A 15603-nucleotide genomic window follows, 5' to 3' on the forward strand; every position below is an offset into this window, starting at 1 on the left:
GGTCTCCCCGACGAACAACGCCGCAGAGAACGCACTCCGTGAACCCGTTGTTCTCCGGAAAATCATCGGAACGCTTCGTAATGACCGAGGAATGTTCGTCCACGAGACAGTCTTGTCCCTGCTGGCGACGTGGCGCCAGCAGGGACGCAATCCTTACGACGAACTCAGGCGAGTTGTCCGCGACAACGAGATGATCTCACGGGATCAAGCTGCTCCGATTGTTGAGTCTTCAGGGTAAACACGTACCATCTATGTTTTGGAGCAATTCCAATTCCTTGAGACCTGAGCCATAGCGTATCTGATGTCCCGGCGTCTCGTGGAACGTAGACTGGTCGACTGTCTTCGGATTAGAAGTCCGATGCCTTGTTTTGATGAAGTCCTCGTCAATCGATATTGGCTTGGATTCTACCGCTGAATCAGTTTTTGAGATGATTGGGACAATCGTCTGTCTCGATACGCCTGAGAAGACATTAACATCTCCAGATGGTGCGACAGTTTTAATGTCAGAATTAGTTAAAAAGAGATCCCTAACTGGCTCCGCATACTTTTCCCTTGAGAATGCGTTTGGAATAATAAATGATAGATACCCTTCATTTCGGATTAGAGAATAGGATTTGAGCAAGAAAGGCACATAGAGATCCCAGTGGCCTTCTAGAACCTCAGAAAATGGATTTGTCCCATTGATACCATCACGGAGTGATCCTCCTACATCCGACTCCGTCATTTGCCAAGCATTCACCCAAGGCGGGTTCCCGACAACCGCGTCGAACCCTGCCTCGCCCATCCTCTCGCCTTCCGAATCGAAGAACACCTCGGGGAACTCCAGTTCCCAGTGGAAGAAGTCCTGCTCGTCGGCCGTCGCCTGTGCCGCTTTGAACCACGGCTCCTCGCGGATCTCCGCCCAATCGTCCTCGTCTTCGATCGCACCGGCCATCTGCTCGTAGGCGTCCTCGGGCACGTCGACGCCGAACTCCTCGGCGGTGTGGACGTTCGCCAACTCGAAGAGTCGCTTGTAGAGGGGATCGTCCCGGATCTCGTGGTACAGATCCTCCATCGATTTGATCTCGTCGAGCGTCTCGTTGTCGTACGCGAGTAAGTCCGCCATCAGGTCCATCACGTGTTCGAGCGTGTCCTGCCGAACGCGAGCGAACGCCTGTGTGAGCGTGATCTGCCCGTCGTCGTCGCCCGGTCCGTCGTCGCTCAGGACCTCCGTGATGTCGCTCCCGACGAGCGAGTTCCCCGGCTTCACGTGGTGATCGAGGAACGCCAGCGGCTGATCCGCCGCGAGCGTCTCCAGCCACATCGAGAGCTTCGACAGCTCGACCGCCATCTCGTTGATGTCGACGCCGTAGATGACCTCTTTCGAGATCTGCCGCCGGATGTGCTGTTCGTCTAAGAACCCGCCCTGCTCGTCGAGCGCCCGCACCTCGTCCATCACCTGCTTCGAGAGGTAGCCCGTCGCCTTCGTGAGGAAGTGCCCGGACCCCATCGCCGGATCGAGGACGCTCAACTCCTGAACCCGGTTGAAGAACTCCGCGGCGTACTCGACCGTCTCGGGTTCGTAGTCCTCCGCGCGGAGGTCCTCGTGAATCTCGTCGAGCAGAGGATCGATCGTCTCCTCGACGATGTACGTCACGACGTAGTCCGGCGTGTAGTACGCGCCCGTCGCCTTCCGCTCGCCGTCGTCGTTGACGACGTACAGCCCGCCCTCGTCGACGACTTCGACCGCCTCCGAGACGGACACCTCGTCACCCGACTTCCAGACCTGTCCGCCGTCCTCCGAGACCGCGGCGACGCCCTCCGGCCCCGCGATCCGGAACTCGTGTTCGAGCAGGCCCTCGTAGATCGACCCGAGGTGCCGCGTGTCGAGGTCGGCGTAGTCGGCGGGGACGTGCTCGCCCGCCTCGTTCTCCGTCGTCGACAGCCAGTAGACCACCTCCGCGATGTACGGGTCTTTCACCTCGTTCTCGGTCAGGAACGCGTGGTCCTCGCGACTGAACAGCCCGCCGTTGTACGGCGGGATGTCGAGGTCCTCTTCGCCCTCGTCGATCAGCTCGAACAGCTCCGTGAGCCGTCCCCAGATCGACGACGAGTACTGACTGAACTCGCGATCGAACGCCGCGCCCGACTCGACGTCGAGCCCGTCGACCTCGTCGAGGATCTCCTCGCGCTTCGCTTCGAGGCTGAAGTACTCCTGGTACTCCTCGCTGGCTGCCGGGTCGTCGGGGTCGATCAGCCCCCGCGACTCGGCGTAGAGGACGAACATCAACCGGTAGAGCAGCACCAGCGACTGCTCTTTCAGCTCGTCGGCGCTGAGCCCGTCCTCGTCGTCGGGATCGATTTCGAGGTCGTTCGACTCGACGAACCCCTTCCCGAGGACGCGGAGCGCCCGGAACACGTTGTCTTGGAGGTCTTCTCCGAGTTCCTGTGCCGCGGTCTCGGACTCGGACCACACGTCGTCGAGGAACGAACTCCCCGCCGTCTCGACGAACGCACCGGGCCGGAAGAAGACGTAGAAGTACTTGAACGCCTCTAGGTTCCCGCTTTCGAGGATCTCGGGCAGGTCGACCTCGTAGTAGGTTTGGGTCTCGTAGTCCTTCGTCCCGTAGAGCCGCCACTTCTTCCCGTCGGTGAGGATCCCCCAGTTGAGGTCGCCGGGAGTCCGTTCGAGGTAGAACTTGATCTGGTGTGACGCGTCGCGGTACGACCGCTGTTCGGAGAAGAACTTCTCGAAGTCGGCGTCCCACTGCTTCGCTTCGAGAATCGACAGCGCCCGGGAGAAGTGGCCTTCCGTGCCGCTGTCGAGCGCCTGTTTGGCGCTCTCGCGGCGCGTGTCCGGATTCTCGAAGAGCAGTCGGTCGACGTAGCCACCGCCGTCCGGGAGCGTCACCTCGGAACTCGTGCCGTACCCGAGGATGTCGAGGACCTCGGCGATCCACGTGTCGATCAGTTCGTCTTCCTTGTAGGAGGGCAAGAGGGCGCCCTCCCGGTTCCAGAGGTCGCGGATCTGCTCGAACGCTTCCTCGGCTTCCGCGTCACAGTCCCACGCGTCGAGGTCGGCGACGCGCTCGTCGAGATAGTAGCCGGAGAAGAGGCTGGAGTTCCGGTAGGGTCCGCTCCCGAGCGTCGCTTGACTCATTGAATATCAAACCCACACGTCAGCGCGATTAAATAGATGACGGAGAAGGTCACAGGTTCTGATCTGTCGCGAGCCGGGACCGAGACGAGGCTCCCGGACAGCGGTTAGAACTGATCCCACGGCGCCAACTCGGTCGTCAGCCAGCTACGTCTCCTCGTCGGACGGCGGCCGCTTCGAGAGCCGATCGAACCGGTCCTGTGCCGCCTCTGCTCGACGCTCCGTCCGCTCTGGCTCGTACGAGGCGGACTCGATACGCCCCTCGCTGAGAACCACCGAGAGGATCGCGTCCGCGTGCCGTCCGTCCGACGGGAGCCGCGAGGCCTCCAGCACCGCGTTCCCGATCTCGCCGCCGTCGCGCTCGAAGAACACCGTCGCGAGCCCGTCCTCGACGCTGTCGACGACCGCGGTGTACTCGCCGTCGGGGAGGTCGATATCGGTCATTCGTCGCTCACCTCCAAGACGTGTTCCCCGTCGGCGTTCGAGAGCGTCACCGTGTCGCCGGCGTTGTTCCAGATCGGCGAGCCCGCTCCCCAGTACAGGTCGGTGTCCGTGTCCGTGCCGCTGCCCGTCCGGAGCGTCACGGTCGCGCCCGCGTCGAGCGTGAATCCCTGCGGGAACTCGTAGCTGTGCGACGCCTCGTCTTCGACGGTCCACCCGGACAGGTCGATCGCCTCGTCGCCCGCGTTCTCGAAGACCACGTACTCGTCGTTGAGGTTCGCCCCGTCGTCGCCCTCGGCGTCCGCGTTGATCGCCGCGACCGCCAGCGCCGCGGCCGGGTCGGTCGAGGTCGTCTCGTCGTCACTGCCGGTACCGTCGGTGTCGCCGGTGTCGTCGCCGCCGTCGTCAGTGCCGTCTCCGGAGCCGGCGCCGACCGGGTCACCGCCGAGCCGAGCGCGTTCGACGACTCCGCCGCTCGTGCCCGGCTCGATCGGCTCGGCGTCGCGGATCGCCAGCGGGTCAGTGGGCGCGTCGCGTTGCGTCCGCACGGAGACGCCGTTCCCGTCGCTCACGAGGACGATGTTCCCGTGCGTGGCGGTCCAGTACGTCGGAATCGACCGGTCCGCGAAGCGCTGGAGGACCTCCTCCGTCGGGTGTCCGTACTGCGAGTCGTACGCGCTCGACATGACGACCGCCTGCGGCGCTACCGCGTCGACGAACGGCCCGCTCGACGAGCTCGACGAGCCGTGGTGCCCGGCCTTCAACACCGTCGACCCTAACGCCGCGCCGTACGTGTCGATCATGTACTCCTCCTGGTCGTCTTCGGCGTCGCCGGACAGCATGAAGCTCGTCTCGCCGTGCGTGAGCTTGAGCACGATGCTGTTCTCGTTGCGCGCTTCGCTTTCGAGGTACGGCTCGGGCGGTCCGAGCACGTCGACGTCGACCGCACCGAACGAGACCGTGTCTCCCTCGCGCGTCTCGTACAGCGTCACGTCGTGTTCCTCGACGGCGTCGAGGTACTCGGCGTACGTCTGCGTGCTCGCGGCGATTCCGGGGTCGTAGACGGCGCCGATCCCGTCGGCCTCCGTCTCGAAGTACTCGATGATCGCCGCGTTGCCGCCGATGTGGTCGGCGTCGTTGTGCGAGGTGACGAGGTGGTCGATGCGCGTGACGTCGTGTCGCCGGAGGTACTCCAGCACGTACTCGCCGTCGTCGTTGTAGTGACCCGTATCGACGAGCATCGTCTCGCCCTCCGGCCCGATAACGAGCGTACTGACTGATTGGCCGACGTTGATGTAGTGGACTTCGAGGGTCCCGTTCGCCGTTTCACCCGTCGCCTCGTCGCCCGTGTCCGATCCGGTCGGTGCCTGCTCGCCGGGTACTGCGCCGGCACATCCCGCGAGGAAGATGATCCCCACAATCAGGAGGATCTTGAACGCACCTCCTGTTCGTTTCATGTCTTGTTAATATCCCACACCGGCAAAGAGGTATGTATCCGTTAATTACCCACACGTGAGCGAATCGAAACCTCCCTGTGGGATCGGGGCGGGCGACAGACAGCAGAAAAGCGAGCCGACACCGATTGTCTAATACCCCGCTCGACTCGCAGCTCAGTTGTCTGAGGGCTGTGCGGGGAGCGCGATCTCGCCGTCGTGGAGGCCGATACCGACGGCGCTGCCGCGGCTGATGCGACGGGGGCAGTACACCCGAAGCAGCGGTGTGCGACGCCGCCTTCGTCGCCGAAGACGGCATGGAATCTATCAGTTACGTGACCGTCACAGAACCGGCACTGCCCGGTGTCGTCGGAACCGCCGATCTGGCGGTTCATAGCGCACCCCCAGAACGCTGTTTTCGGGCGTTAGATGGTTCTGAGGCTGCTGATAATGAGAAGCAGTCAGAATTTTTATGGGACCGCTGAGAGTCGAACTCAGGTCATACGGACCCCATCCGCATAGGATACCACTACCCCACGGTCCCTGACTACACGCTGACGAACGGCGGTCCGGTAATTAAGGACTTCGCTTCACTCCTCGTCGGCGTCCCTCGGGGCCACGAGGTCGCCGTCGTCCCGGACCGCGAGGCTCCCGATCGGATCGCCCTCGTAGACGGCGAGTCCCTCGCACCGACCGAGGACGTACCCGTCGCGGTCGGCGGGGACCGTCGCTCGCGCTTCGCCCGCGGGCTTGACGACGTCCGCGAGGACGTCGCCTTCGTCGAACGCGTCGCCGGCCGCGACGCGGTGCCGAACGATCCCGGACACGTCGGCCGTCGGCCCGCGGAAGCGCCGCACGGGGAACTCGACGGGTGCGGGTTCGACGCCGCCGCCGGGCTCGTCGACCGACTGGGGGACGGCTTCGAGCTCCAGCAGCCCGAGTTCGACGGCGACGCCGACCGCGCCCGCGACGCCCGCGTCGAGGAGAGCGTCGTCGACGACGCTGGGTGCGCCCAACTCCGCCGTGAACGCCGGGACGCCCGCCTCGTTGAGGACCGCGCCCGCGGTCGACCGCTGGAGGTTCTCCTCGACGTATTCGGCCGCGGGGTACTCGCGGACGACCGGGAGCCCGAAGGCGTCGACCAGCCGGCCGAGGTCCGCCGAGAGCGCGGCCGCTTCGGACTCGCTCCGTCGGTCGCCGTAGAGGACGCGGTCGCGGATGGCGAAGGGCTCGCTGCCGACGCCCGCCGTGTGGCAGTCGATCAGCGCGTCCGCGGCGGCGTTCGTTCCGGCCGTCTCGACGGGAACGTCGTTCGCGTCGGCCGGGGAGTCGCCCGTGATCGCGGCGTACAGCCGGGCGTCGATCCGCTCCTGAAGCTCCGGGGGACGGGCCGACTCCGCGTCGGCGTCCGGAAAGTGACGGTTCGGGTCCTCGTCGGCGTAGTACGTCTCCCTCGCGTTCCGACGCAGTCCCGCCGGGGAGACCACGGGCACCGCGACGACCGCGCCCGCGAGGTCGGCGAGCCCCTCGCCGAAGGCCGCGACCGCGTCCTGAACGACCGCGACGCCGGTCGCCTCGTCGCCGTGGACGCCGCCCGTGAGCCAGAGCGTCGGTCCGTCGGCGGCCCCGTTCGCGACGACGACCGGGAGCCGCTCCGAACCCCCGGTCGGGAGATCCGCGACCGTGAGCCACCCCCGATCGACCGCGCCCGGCGCGGCGCTCGCGCTGCCGACTTCCACCCGTCCGCCGTCGTCCCCGCCCGCACCCGAATCGATCATACCTGTATCCGGGGTAGCGGGTTCATAAAAGAACGCGCTCCAAGGCGACGACCGTCCCGGCGTCGGCGTCGGGATCGCCGACGACTCGCCCGAGACAGACCGCAGTCCCGTCGGGGGTGAAACACGCGACGAGCGGCGGCTCGGAGTCGCCGGTGTCCTCGCCGGCATCTTCTGTGTCGCCTCGCAGGGCCGCGTCATCGGCGTCGATAACCCCGGGGGCGTAGACGGGTGCCCCGGTCGCGACGCTGCGCGCGGCCGACCCCGCGATCGTCACCGCGGGGAGGTGCGTCAGGGCGTCCTCGGCCGGCCGGACGACCTCGCGGAGGAACCTGTCGTCGCCGTCTTCGGCCCACGTGAGCGCGTCCACCAAGTCCTGGAGCGTACGGAGATCGCGGTCGTCGAACGGGTCGGTGGCGGTGCGCCGGAGGTGACCCATGTGCGCGCCGACACCGGTCGCGAGCCCGATGTCGTGACACAGCTTCCGCACGTACGTCCCCGACTCGCACCGGATCCGGAGGAGGGCCTTCCGGCCGTCGACCTCCAGCACGTCGAGGTCGTGGACCGTCCGCGTCCGGAGTCGTCGGCTGACGGCGCTCTTCCGCGGCGGCTTCTGGTAGATCTCGTCCTCGAACTCCGCGACCACGTCTCGGAAGTCCGCCGGTGGAGATCCGTGGAGCTCCAGCACCGCGACGTACTCCTTGGTGCCTTCAAGGAACACCTGCGCCATGCGCGTCGCGTCGCCGGTCAGCGTGGGGAGACAGCCGGTGACCTTCGGATCGAGCGTGCCGGAGTGAGCGACGCCGCCGGTGGAGGGACCATCCGGGTCGAGCGCCGCGAGCGTCTCGTCGACGGCGTCGCGCACCCACGCGGACACCTGGTGCGAGGAGGGGCCGGCCGGCTTGTCGAGGTTGACGACGCCGAACCGAAGCAGCTCGGGCACCGAGCGCTCGCCGGGCGGGGCTCTGAGTGGCCCCGCCTCGTCGGCGGCGGCGTCGGTGGGAGCGTCGGCGTCGGAGTCGTCTGTCATGAGGTTGGCGGCGGGTGCGGCTCAGAAGTCGTAGACGACGCCCTCGACGGGCGCCTTCCCCTCGTCGTCGTCGGGGTCGTACGCCTCGACGGTCGCGACGAGGACGTCGAGGAAGCGCTCGGGCCCCCAGCGGGCGGTGTTGTACGCGGCGTCGTAGATCGACAGATCCTCGATGTCGATGTTGTAGTACTCGCGGTACCGCTTGCTCTCGGAGGTCTCGCGGCGCTCCGTCTCCGTTCGCGCGCGGTCGACGGGCTTCGCCTCGCGCTCCGCGATCCGCTCGGCGCGGACCGACAGCGGCGCGTCGAACCAGAACCGGAAGTCGGCGTGGTCGGCCGCGAGCCATCCGGCGAGCCGCGATTCGAGGACGATGTCGTCGCGCTCGACGGCGATCTCGCGGAGCCGGCGGTCGAGGTCGCGGTCGATCTGGGGGTCCTCCTCGGCGAACTCGTTGAACTCGACCGGCGTCATGTCGCGTTCGGCCGCCATCTCGCGGAAGATGTCGCCGCCGGAGACGTGCCCGAGGTCGAGCGCGTCTGCCAGTTGGACGGCGTTGGTGCTCTTCCCGCTCCCTGGCGGGCCGGAGACGGTGATCAACATATCACCACTGCGCGGGTGCCGTTCAAAACGGTTGTCGTTCGACGGCGCGACGGGGCGCTCGGACTCGGAGGGCCGATCGGACGGGGACGGCGGCCCGCTCACTCCTCGCCGTCGGCCGTCGCGGCGGTCATCGACCAGACCGCGACGAGGCCGAGCAGGACCGCGGGAACGAGCGGGAGCGCGAGGTACGTCGCGAAGAAGGGGAGGCCGAACCAGCCCGCGGCGTACGGATACACGTAGATGATCCCCGGGATGACGAGGGCGCAGGTGAAGATCGCCGCCGTCAGCGCCCATCCCTTGCGACCGAAGCCGTCGGCGGCGGGTTCGTCGGCGTCGACGGTCGGGTCCCGCGAGCCGTCGCCACCGCTGTCGGCGAGGCCGGCACCGCCCTCGGCGCCGGGGACGTGGACGTAGCCGCCGTCGGTGGTGCCGTCGGCGGTCGCATCTGCGTCGGCAGTCGCGTCCGCGCCGGCGTCGGTTTCAGAGCTCACTGTCGGGTTTAACCACCACTTTGCCAAAGCCCTCACGGTTCTCGATCATCTCGTGTGCGCGCGCGGCCTCGCTCATCGGGAGGACCTCGCGGACGCGCGGCTCGAAGGTGCCGTCCCAGACGAGTTCCAAGACGTCGTCGACCTCGCCGGGGGTCGCCATCGTCGAACCGATGATCGACAGCTGGTTCCAGAAGATGCGGTTGAGCCCGGCGCCCGGGTTCGGCCCGGTCGTCGCCCCGCAGGTGACGAGCCGGCCGCCCTTCGCCATCGACTTCAGCGAGTTCGGGTAGGTGGCCTCACCCACGTGGTCGACGACGACGTCGACGCCGCGTTTGCCCGTGAGCGCGTCGATCTCCTCGGCGAAGTCGTTCGCCTCGTAGTCGATGACGTGGTCGGCGCCGCAGTCCTCGGCGTGCGAGAGCTTTTCCTCGGTGGAGGCGGTCGCGAACACTTCACAGCCCGCGTGGTCCGCGATCTGGACCGCGGCGTGGCCGACGCCGCCGGAGGCGCCGAGGACGAGGACCTTCTCGCCCGCCTCGATGTCGGCGCGCGTCTGGAGCATGCGCCACGCGGTCTGGAAGACGAGCGACGCGGAGCCAGCGACCTCCCAGTCGACGCCGTCCGGGACCGGGACGAGGTTCTCGGCGGGCACCGCGGCCGTCTCGGCGTGGACGCCGCGGACGTGTTCGCCGATGATGTGGAAGGAGACGCAGAGCGACTCCTCGCCCGCCCGGCAGAACTCGCAGTTCCCGCAGGAGACGCCGGCGCTCACGGCGACGCGGTCGCCGGGCTCGAAGCGCGTCACGCCCTCGCCGACGGCCTCGACGACGCCCGCCGCGTCGCTGCCGGGGATGTGCGGCATCTCCAAGTCGATGCCGGGCATTCCGCGTCGGGTCCAGATGTCGAGGTGGTTCAACGCGCCGGCCTTGACGTCGACGAGGACCTCCCCGCGGTCGGGCTCGGGGTCGGGGAACTCGCCGTACTCGATCACGTCGCGGTCGCCGTGTTCGGCGAACTGAACGGCCTTCATACTCGCACCCTCCCGCGGGACCCACTAAACAGTACGCCTCACGGAAACGGATGACGCGCCCCACTGAAACGAATACTGCGTCTCACTGATAGGCAGTCCCCTCGAAACGAGAGCTCAGCGGTCGCGGTACGGCGCGCGCATCGACCGTGCGAGTCGCCCACAGCGACCCGACCGTTTCGTGATGTTTAAGTACCGAAAGCGGGAGCATACGAACGCACGAACTGCAGGGGCGTCGGGTCCCGAGTCCACGAGGGCGATGATACAACGCGGGTTGCGGTAGCCAAGCCTGGCCCAAGGCGCAGGGTTGCTAACTCTGTGGCGTCACTGCCTCCGGGGTTCGAATCCCCGCCGCAACGCTCGAACGGACGAGTACCGCCGGATTCGCGCCGGTAGGGCTCACCACAACCAACACATGAGCACGGAAGAATCACAGGACGACTCGCCGGAGGAGGAGGAAGACCTCCAGTACTTCGTTCGGATCGGGGGCGCGGACCTCGACGGGACGAAGACGGTCGAGCGAAGCCTGTCCGAACTCGACGGCATCGGCACGCGCACGGCGCGGCTGGTCGCCGAGAAGGCCGACGTGGACAGAAACGCCACGTTCGGGCTCCTCGACGAGAAGGACATCGACGCGGTGGTCGACATCGCCGAGAACCTCGAAGACCACGTCCCGTCGTGGATGACGAACCGACAGAACGACTTCTTCACCGGAGAGACGACGCACCTCGTCGGCACGGACGTCGACGAGAAGCGCCGTCACGACATCAACCGGATGAAGATCATCGAATCGTACAAGGGCGTGCGCCACAAGCGCGGGCAGAAGGTCCGCGGCCAGCGCACCAAGTCCACGGGTCGCTCGGAGGGGACCATCGGGGTCAACGTCGAGGAGATCCGCGAGGAGATGGCCGACGAAGAAGGCGGTGACGAGGAATGAGCACCGGAAAGAACACCAAGGGCTACGAGACGCCGAACCACCCGTACCAGGGCGAGCGAATCGCCGAGGAGTCCGACCTCCTCTCGCGGTACGGCCTGAAGAACAAAGAGGAGTTCTGGCGCGCCCAGTCCGAGCTGCGCAACATGCGTCGGGAGGCCCGACGGCTGCTCGGCGAGGCGCAGGGTGACGTCGACGCCGCCCAGGACGCCGGCGCGGAGTTCGTTACGCGGCTCCGCCGCATCGGCATCCTCGGCGACAACGACGACATCTCGACGGTCCTGTCGCTCGACGTGACGGACCTGCTGGAGCGTCGCCTCCAGACGGTCGTCTACCGGCAGGGGTTCGCCTCCTCGACCCAGCAGGCCCGCCAGTTCATCGTTCACGGCCACATCACCGTCAACGGAGCGCGCGTCACGCGCCCGTCGGTGAAGGTGGACGTCGACGACGAAGGCGCCATCGCCTTCGACGAGACGAGCCCGCTCGCGGACGATCTCCACCCCGAGCGCGCGGAGTCACAGGAGTAACCAACCATGAGTGAATCCGAGGACGGAAAGTGGGGCATCGCCCACGTCTACGCATCGTTCAACAACACGCTCATCACGGTCACCGACGAGACGGGCGCCGAGACGATCGCCAAGTCGTCCGGCGGCACCGTGGTGAAGCAGAACCGCGACGAGGCGTCGCCGTACGCCGCCATGCAGATGGCGGAGGTCGTCGCCGAGCGCGTCAAGGACGCCGGTCTGGAGGGCGTACACGTTCGCGTGCGCGGCCCCGGCGGCAATCTCAACAAGTCCACCGGCCCCGGTGCGCAGGCGACGATCCGCGCGCTCTCGCGTGCGGGCGTCGAGATCGGGCGCATCGAGGACGTCACGCCGATCCCGCACGACGGGACGAAGGCGCCGAAGAACAAGCGAGTCTGACATGACCGAAGACGAATTCGACGTCCAGTACGTCGAACGGGACGAACGCAGCGCGCGGGTGCTGATCCGCGGGCTCACGCCGGCGTTCGCCAACGGCATCCGCCGCGCGATGATCGCCGACGTCCCGACGTTCTCGATCGACACCGTTCGGTTCGTCGAGAACTCCTCGGTCATGTTCGACGAGATGATCGGTCTGCGTCTGGGGCTGGTGCCCCTGACGACGCCGCTCGACGACTTCGAGATCGGCGACGAGGTCACCCTCGCGCTCGACGTCGAAGGCCCGGCGACGGCGTACTCCGGCGACATCGAGAGCAGCGATCCGCTGGTCGAGGTCGCCGACGAGAACGTCCCGATCATCGAGCTGAAGGAGGGACAGCGGTTGGAGTTCGAGGCCGACGCGGTCCTCGACACCGGCAAGGAGCACGCCAAACACCAGGGCGGCGTCTCCGTCGGCTACCGCCACCTCCAGCGCGTCTCGGTCGAGGGCGACCGCGGCGAGTTCGACGACGACGAGCCGAACATCCTCCGCGGGGTCATCGAGACGCCGGAGGGTGATATCGAGCTCACGGACGAGTTCGACAACGACCTCTCGGAGCGGTTCCCCGGGAAGGAGGTCGCGGTCGAGGACGTGCCGGGCGCGTTCGTCTTCCACATCGAGACGGACGGCTCGTTCGACGTCGAGGAACTGCTGCTCCGCGCCATCGACTCCATCGAGGAGCGCGCGGACGAACTACAGACGAAAGTCGCAGTCTAAGGAAATGACGGCCCTTCGAACCAACACCCTGACCGTCGCCCCCGCCGCGAGCCGCGGCGCCGCTCCGACCGTCGGAGCGCCCGCGGCCGACCCGGCGGACGGCGGGACCGAAAGTGGTTTGAAGGGAGCCGGAATACGGTGGAGTGCACGCAGGGATAGCCAAGTCAGGCCAACGGCGCAGCGTTCAGGGCGCTGTCCTGTAGAGGTCCGCAGGTTCAAATCCTGCTCCCTGCACTCCGTTTTCCACGAACTCTCCGATCAGGAGAGACAGCTATGAGTAGCAAGACGAATCCGAAACTACAGAACCTCATCGCCGATCTGAAGTCGGTCTCGCGTGACTCCGGTGCCAACGTGTGGCAGGACGTCGCCGACCGACTGGAGAAGCCACGGCGCACGCACGCTGAGGTCAACCTGGGCCGCATCGAGCGGTACGCTCAGGAAGACGAGACGGTCGTCGTCCCCGGCAAGGTGCTGGGCAGCGGTGTGCTCGAAACGAACGTCACCGTCGCCGCCGTCGACTTCTCCGGGACCGCCCGGACGAAGATCGACCAGGCCGGCGAAGCGGTGACGCTGGAACAGTACGTCGAACAGAACCCCGAAGGAAGCAACGTGCGGGTGGTCCGATGAGCCTCGCGAAGATAGACGCGGACGTCGTCGTCGACGCCCGCGACTGCATCCTCGGTCGCGTCTCCTCGGAGGTCGCGCAGCGCGCCCTCGCGGGGGAGACCGTCGCCGTCGTCAACGCCGAGCGCGCCGTCATCACCGGCAACGAGGAGGCGACGATGGAGACGTACCACAAGCGCGCGGAACTGGGCTCGGACAGCGGGCCGTACTACCCGAAGCGCCCCGACCGCATCTTCAAGCGTGCCATCCGCGGCATGCTGCCGTACAAGTCGGAGGACGGCCGCGAGGCGTTCTCGAACGTGCGCGTGTACGTCGGGAACCCCTACGAGCGCGACGAGGACGTCGAGGGCGTCGTCCTCGACGGCACGTCGCTCGACCGCCTCTCGAACATCAAATTCACGACGCTCGGGGAGATCTCCGAGTCTCTGGGAGCCAACGTCACATGGTAACGAACACCTCAGGCAAGAAGAAGACGGCCGTCGCCCGCGCCACCGTACGCGAGGGCGAGGGTCGCGTGCGAATCAACTCCCAGCCAGTCGAGCTGGTCGAACCGGAGCAGGCGCGGCTCAAGATGCTGGAGCCGTTCCGCATCGCGGGCGAGGAGCTCCGCGACGGCGTCGACATCGACATCGACGTCGAGGGCGGCGGCTTCAGCGGCCAGGCGGACGCGGCGCGGACCGCCATCGCCCGCGGGCTCGTCCAGCACCTCGGCGACGCGGAGCTGCGCGACGCGTACATGAACTTCGACCGCACCCTGCTGGTCAACGACGTGCGCCAGTCCGAACCCAAGAAGTGGGGCGGACCCGGCGCGCGCGCTCGCTACCAGAAGTCCTACCGCTGAGGTGATCCAGTCATGATGATCCCCGTCCGGTGTTTCACGTGCGGCAACGTCGTGGGTGAACACTGGGAGGAGTTCAAAGAGCGGGCTCGCGAGGGCGACGAGGACCCCGGCGAGGTGCTCGACGACCTCGGGGTCGACCGGCACTGCTGCCGGCGCATGCTGGTGAGCCACCGCGACCTCGTCGACGTCGTCTCGCCGTACCAGTAACTATGTCAGGACAGCGATACAATCGGTACGAGAAGGCACGCATCCTCGGCGCGCGAGCGCTACAGGTGTCCTACGGGGCGCCCGTGCTGATCGACACGGACCAGACGGAGCCGATCCTCGTCGCCGCGGAGGAGTACGACGCGGGCGCGCTCCCCTTCACGGTCCGGAGGGAGAGCTGATGACGCGAATCACGAGCGTCTCGCTCCGCCGCGTCCTCGACTCCCGCGGCAACCCGACGGTCGAGGCGGACGTGCTCACGGAGTCCGGCGGCTTCGGCCGCGGCGCGGCTCCCAGCGGCGCCTCGACGGGCGAGTACGAGGCGATCGAACTGCCCGCGAGCGAGTCCATCGCGAAGGCCCGCGAACACGCGGTGCCCCGCCTCGAAGGCGTCTACGCGGGCGACCAGCGCGCGGTCGACAACGCCTTGCGCGCCGCCGACGGGACGGACGACTTCTCCGCGATCGGCGCCAACAGCGCGGTCGCGATCTCGATGGCGGCCGCGAAGGCCGCCGCCGACGTGCTCGGCGCGCCGCTGTACCAGCACCTCGGCGGCGCGTTCCGCGGCGAGAACTTCCCGATTCCGCTCGGCAACGTCGTCGGCGGCGGGGAACACGCCAAGGAGGCGACTCACATCCAGGAGTTCCTCGCGGCGCCCGTCGGCGCGCCGAGCGTCTCGGAGGCCGTCTTCGCGAACGCCGCGGTCCACGCGGCGGTCGCGGACGTGCTCGACGAGCGCGGCGTCCCCGCGGCGAAGGGCGACGAGGGCGCGTGGGCGCCCCCGATCTCGGACGCCGACGCGTTCGAGGTCGTCGACGAGGCGGTCGGCCGGGTCGAAGACGAGGTCGGATTCGAGATCCGCTTCGGCCTCGACATGGCGGCCGCCGAACTGTACGACGACGACGAGGAGGCGTACGTCTACGGCGACGAGACGAAGTCGGCCGACGAGCAGATAGAGTACGTCGCCAGTCTCGTCGACGAGTACGACCTCGCGTACGTCGAGGACCCGCTCGACGAGAACGACTACGAGGCGTTCGCCGAGCTGACCGACCGGGTCGGCGACCGGACGCTGATCTGCGGCGACGACCTGTTCGTCACCAACGTCGAGCGGCTCCAAGACGGGATCGACGCGGGCGCGGCCAACAGCATCCTGATCAAGCCGAACCAGATCGGGACGCTGTCGGACGCGTTCGACGCCGTCGAACTCGCCGCCCGCAACGGATACGAGACGGTCATCTCGCACCGTTCGGGCGAGACCGAGGACACCACCATCGCACACCTCGCCGTGGCGACCGACGCCGGCTACATCAAGACCGGTACGGTCGGTGGCGAGCGCACCGCTAAGCTGAACGAACTGGTCCGCATCGCGGACGACGCGGTATGACGGACC

17 protein-coding genes, 3 tRNA genes and 2 pseudogenes are annotated in these 15603 nt (G+C 67.0%); 13 read left to right on the forward strand and 9 right to left on the reverse strand.

Translation table 11 applies throughout. The features are described from left to right. A pseudogene (locus EXE46_RS07350) lies at positions 1 to 238 on the forward strand (IS66 family transposase); the annotation flags it as partial. A gap of 144 nt (positions 239 to 382) precedes the next feature. Here the strand turns inward: EXE46_RS07350 and EXE46_RS07355 are convergent. The 9 genes and pseudogenes from EXE46_RS07355 to EXE46_RS07400 all read right to left on the reverse strand — a co-directional run. Next, positions 383 to 3139 (reverse strand): annotated as a pseudogene (locus EXE46_RS07355) (Eco57I restriction-modification methylase domain-containing protein); the annotation flags it as partial. Positions 3140 to 3283: 144 nt separating this feature from the next. After that, a complete protein-coding gene (locus EXE46_RS07360; protein ID WP_137687781.1) occupies positions 3284 to 3580 on the reverse strand; it encodes a DUF3006 family protein in 297 nt (98 codons plus the stop codon). Then, positions 3577 to 5034 carry a lamin tail domain-containing protein gene (locus EXE46_RS07365; RefSeq protein WP_241981512.1) on the reverse strand — a complete coding sequence of 486 codons (1458 nt, stop codon included), beginning with the start codon at positions 5032 to 5034 and terminating at the stop codon, positions 3577 to 3579. The genes EXE46_RS07360 and EXE46_RS07365 overlap by 4 nt, the downstream gene beginning before the upstream one ends. A 449-nt stretch (positions 5035 to 5483) precedes the next feature. Next, positions 5484 to 5554: transfer RNA gene (locus EXE46_RS07375), tRNA-Pro, on the reverse strand. A 46-nt stretch (positions 5555 to 5600) separates the two neighbouring features. Next, positions 5601 to 6788: a succinylglutamate desuccinylase/aspartoacylase family protein gene (locus EXE46_RS07380; protein ID WP_137687783.1), complete on the reverse strand. Its 1188-nt coding sequence runs from the start codon at positions 6786 to 6788 to the stop codon at positions 5601 to 5603. Between the two features lie 22 nt (positions 6789 to 6810). Next, positions 6811 to 7815 carry an RNA-guided pseudouridylation complex pseudouridine synthase subunit Cbf5 gene (locus EXE46_RS07385; RefSeq protein ID WP_137687784.1) on the reverse strand — a complete coding sequence of 335 codons (1005 nt, stop codon included), beginning with the start codon at positions 7813 to 7815 and terminating at the stop codon, positions 6811 to 6813. 21 nt (positions 7816 to 7836) lie between these two features. Then, positions 7837 to 8415 carry a (d)CMP kinase gene (gene cmk, locus EXE46_RS07390; protein ID WP_137687785.1) on the reverse strand — a complete coding sequence of 193 codons (579 nt, stop codon included), beginning with the start codon at positions 8413 to 8415 and terminating at the stop codon, positions 7837 to 7839. Between the two features lie 98 nt (positions 8416 to 8513). Beyond that, positions 8514 to 8906, reverse strand: coding sequence for a hypothetical protein (locus EXE46_RS07395; protein WP_137687786.1), 393 nt, complete (start codon positions 8904 to 8906; stop codon positions 8514 to 8516). Then, positions 8896 to 9936, reverse strand: coding sequence for a zinc-binding dehydrogenase (locus tag EXE46_RS07400; RefSeq protein WP_137687787.1), 1041 nt, complete (start codon positions 9934 to 9936; stop codon positions 8896 to 8898). Before EXE46_RS07400 ends, EXE46_RS07395 begins: the two co-directional genes overlap by 11 nt. 270 nt (positions 9937 to 10206) lie before the next feature. On the opposite strand from EXE46_RS07400, the gene EXE46_RS07405 reads away from it, so the two are divergent. The 12 genes from EXE46_RS07405 (at position 10207) to eno (ending at position 15597) form a co-directional block, all read left to right on the forward strand. Next, a tRNA-Ser gene (locus EXE46_RS07405) sits at positions 10207 to 10292 on the forward strand. Between the two features lie 56 nt (positions 10293 to 10348). Next, positions 10349 to 10870 (forward strand): 30S ribosomal protein S13, encoded by a 522-nt coding sequence (locus EXE46_RS07410; RefSeq protein ID WP_137687788.1) that lies wholly within the window; start codon positions 10349 to 10351, stop codon positions 10868 to 10870. Further along, entirely contained in the window at positions 10867 to 11394 is a 528-nt protein-coding gene (locus EXE46_RS07415; RefSeq protein ID WP_006112313.1) for a 30S ribosomal protein S4, read from the forward strand. Before EXE46_RS07410 ends, EXE46_RS07415 begins: the two co-directional genes overlap by 4 nt. Before the next feature lie 6 nt (positions 11395 to 11400). Next, positions 11401 to 11790 (forward strand): 30S ribosomal protein S11, encoded by a 390-nt coding sequence (locus EXE46_RS07420; RefSeq protein WP_004046448.1) that lies wholly within the window; start codon positions 11401 to 11403, stop codon positions 11788 to 11790. Between the two features lies 1 nt (position 11791). Further along, positions 11792 to 12544: a DNA-directed RNA polymerase subunit D gene (locus EXE46_RS07425; protein ID WP_137687789.1), complete on the forward strand. Its 753-nt coding sequence runs from the start codon at positions 11792 to 11794 to the stop codon at positions 12542 to 12544. Positions 12545 to 12693: 149 nt separating this feature from the next. Continuing rightward, positions 12694 to 12778: transfer RNA gene (locus EXE46_RS07430), tRNA-Leu, on the forward strand. A 39-nt stretch (positions 12779 to 12817) separates the two neighbouring features. Next, a complete protein-coding gene (locus EXE46_RS07435; protein WP_137687790.1) occupies positions 12818 to 13171 on the forward strand; it encodes a 50S ribosomal protein L18e in 354 nt (117 codons plus the stop codon). Next, the gene (locus EXE46_RS07440; RefSeq protein WP_137687791.1) at positions 13168 to 13617 is read left to right on the forward strand and encodes a 50S ribosomal protein L13; all 450 of its coding nucleotides are present in this window, start codon (positions 13168 to 13170) and stop codon (positions 13615 to 13617) included. Before EXE46_RS07435 ends, EXE46_RS07440 begins: the two co-directional genes overlap by 4 nt. Continuing rightward, entirely contained in the window at positions 13611 to 14009 is a 399-nt protein-coding gene (locus EXE46_RS07445; RefSeq protein ID WP_137687792.1) for a 30S ribosomal protein S9, read from the forward strand. Before EXE46_RS07440 ends, EXE46_RS07445 begins: the two co-directional genes overlap by 7 nt. A 12-nt stretch (positions 14010 to 14021) precedes the next feature. Further along, on the forward strand, positions 14022 to 14216 hold the full coding sequence (locus EXE46_RS07450) for a DNA-directed RNA polymerase subunit N (RefSeq protein WP_006628058.1): 195 nt from the start codon (positions 14022 to 14024) through the stop codon (positions 14214 to 14216). Between the two features lie 2 nt (positions 14217 to 14218). After that, positions 14219 to 14395 carry a DNA-directed RNA polymerase subunit K gene (locus EXE46_RS07455; RefSeq protein ID WP_006628057.1) on the forward strand — a complete coding sequence of 59 codons (177 nt, stop codon included), beginning with the start codon at positions 14219 to 14221 and terminating at the stop codon, positions 14393 to 14395. After that, positions 14395 to 15597, forward strand: coding sequence for a phosphopyruvate hydratase (gene eno / locus EXE46_RS07460; protein WP_137687793.1), 1203 nt, complete (start codon positions 14395 to 14397; stop codon positions 15595 to 15597). The genes EXE46_RS07455 and eno overlap by 1 nt, the downstream gene beginning before the upstream one ends. The last annotated feature ends 6 nt before the right edge of the window (positions 15598 to 15603 follow it).

Source organism: Halorubrum sp. GN11_10-6_MGM (genome assembly GCF_005435165.1).
Taxonomy (GTDB): Archaea; Halobacteriota; Halobacteria; order Halobacteriales; family Haloferacaceae; genus Halorubrum.

Coding starts and splice junctions, on each gene's coding strand:
- EXE46_RS07360 (WP_137687781.1), bottom strand. CDS start 3,580: ATGACCGATATCGACCTCCCCGACGGCGAGTACACCGCGGTCGTCGAC.
- EXE46_RS07365 (WP_241981512.1), bottom strand. CDS start 5,034: ATGAAACGAACAGGAGGTGCGTTCAAGATCCTCCTGATTGTGGGGATC.
- EXE46_RS07380 (WP_137687783.1), bottom strand. CDS start 6,788: ATGATCGATTCGGGTGCGGGCGGGGACGACGGCGGACGGGTGGAAGTC.
- EXE46_RS07385 (WP_137687784.1), bottom strand. CDS start 7,815: ATGACAGACGACTCCGACGCCGACGCTCCCACCGACGCCGCCGCCGAC.
- cmk (WP_137687785.1), bottom strand. CDS start 8,415: ATGTTGATCACCGTCTCCGGCCCGCCAGGGAGCGGGAAGAGCACCAAC.
- EXE46_RS07400 (WP_137687787.1), bottom strand. CDS start 9,936: ATGAAGGCCGTTCAGTTCGCCGAACACGGCGACCGCGACGTGATCGAG.
- EXE46_RS07410 (WP_137687788.1), top strand. CDS start 10,349: ATGAGCACGGAAGAATCACAGGACGACTCGCCGGAGGAGGAGGAAGAC.
- EXE46_RS07415 (WP_006112313.1), top strand. CDS start 10,867: ATGAGCACCGGAAAGAACACCAAGGGCTACGAGACGCCGAACCACCCG.
- EXE46_RS07420 (WP_004046448.1), top strand. CDS start 11,401: ATGAGTGAATCCGAGGACGGAAAGTGGGGCATCGCCCACGTCTACGCA.
- EXE46_RS07425 (WP_137687789.1), top strand. CDS start 11,792: ATGACCGAAGACGAATTCGACGTCCAGTACGTCGAACGGGACGAACGC.
- EXE46_RS07435 (WP_137687790.1), top strand. CDS start 12,818: ATGAGTAGCAAGACGAATCCGAAACTACAGAACCTCATCGCCGATCTG.
- EXE46_RS07440 (WP_137687791.1), top strand. CDS start 13,168: ATGAGCCTCGCGAAGATAGACGCGGACGTCGTCGTCGACGCCCGCGAC.
- EXE46_RS07445 (WP_137687792.1), top strand. CDS start 13,611: ATGGTAACGAACACCTCAGGCAAGAAGAAGACGGCCGTCGCCCGCGCC.
- EXE46_RS07450 (WP_006628058.1), top strand. CDS start 14,022: ATGATGATCCCCGTCCGGTGTTTCACGTGCGGCAACGTCGTGGGTGAA.
- EXE46_RS07455 (WP_006628057.1), top strand. CDS start 14,219: ATGTCAGGACAGCGATACAATCGGTACGAGAAGGCACGCATCCTCGGC.
- eno (WP_137687793.1), top strand. CDS start 14,395: ATGACGCGAATCACGAGCGTCTCGCTCCGCCGCGTCCTCGACTCCCGC.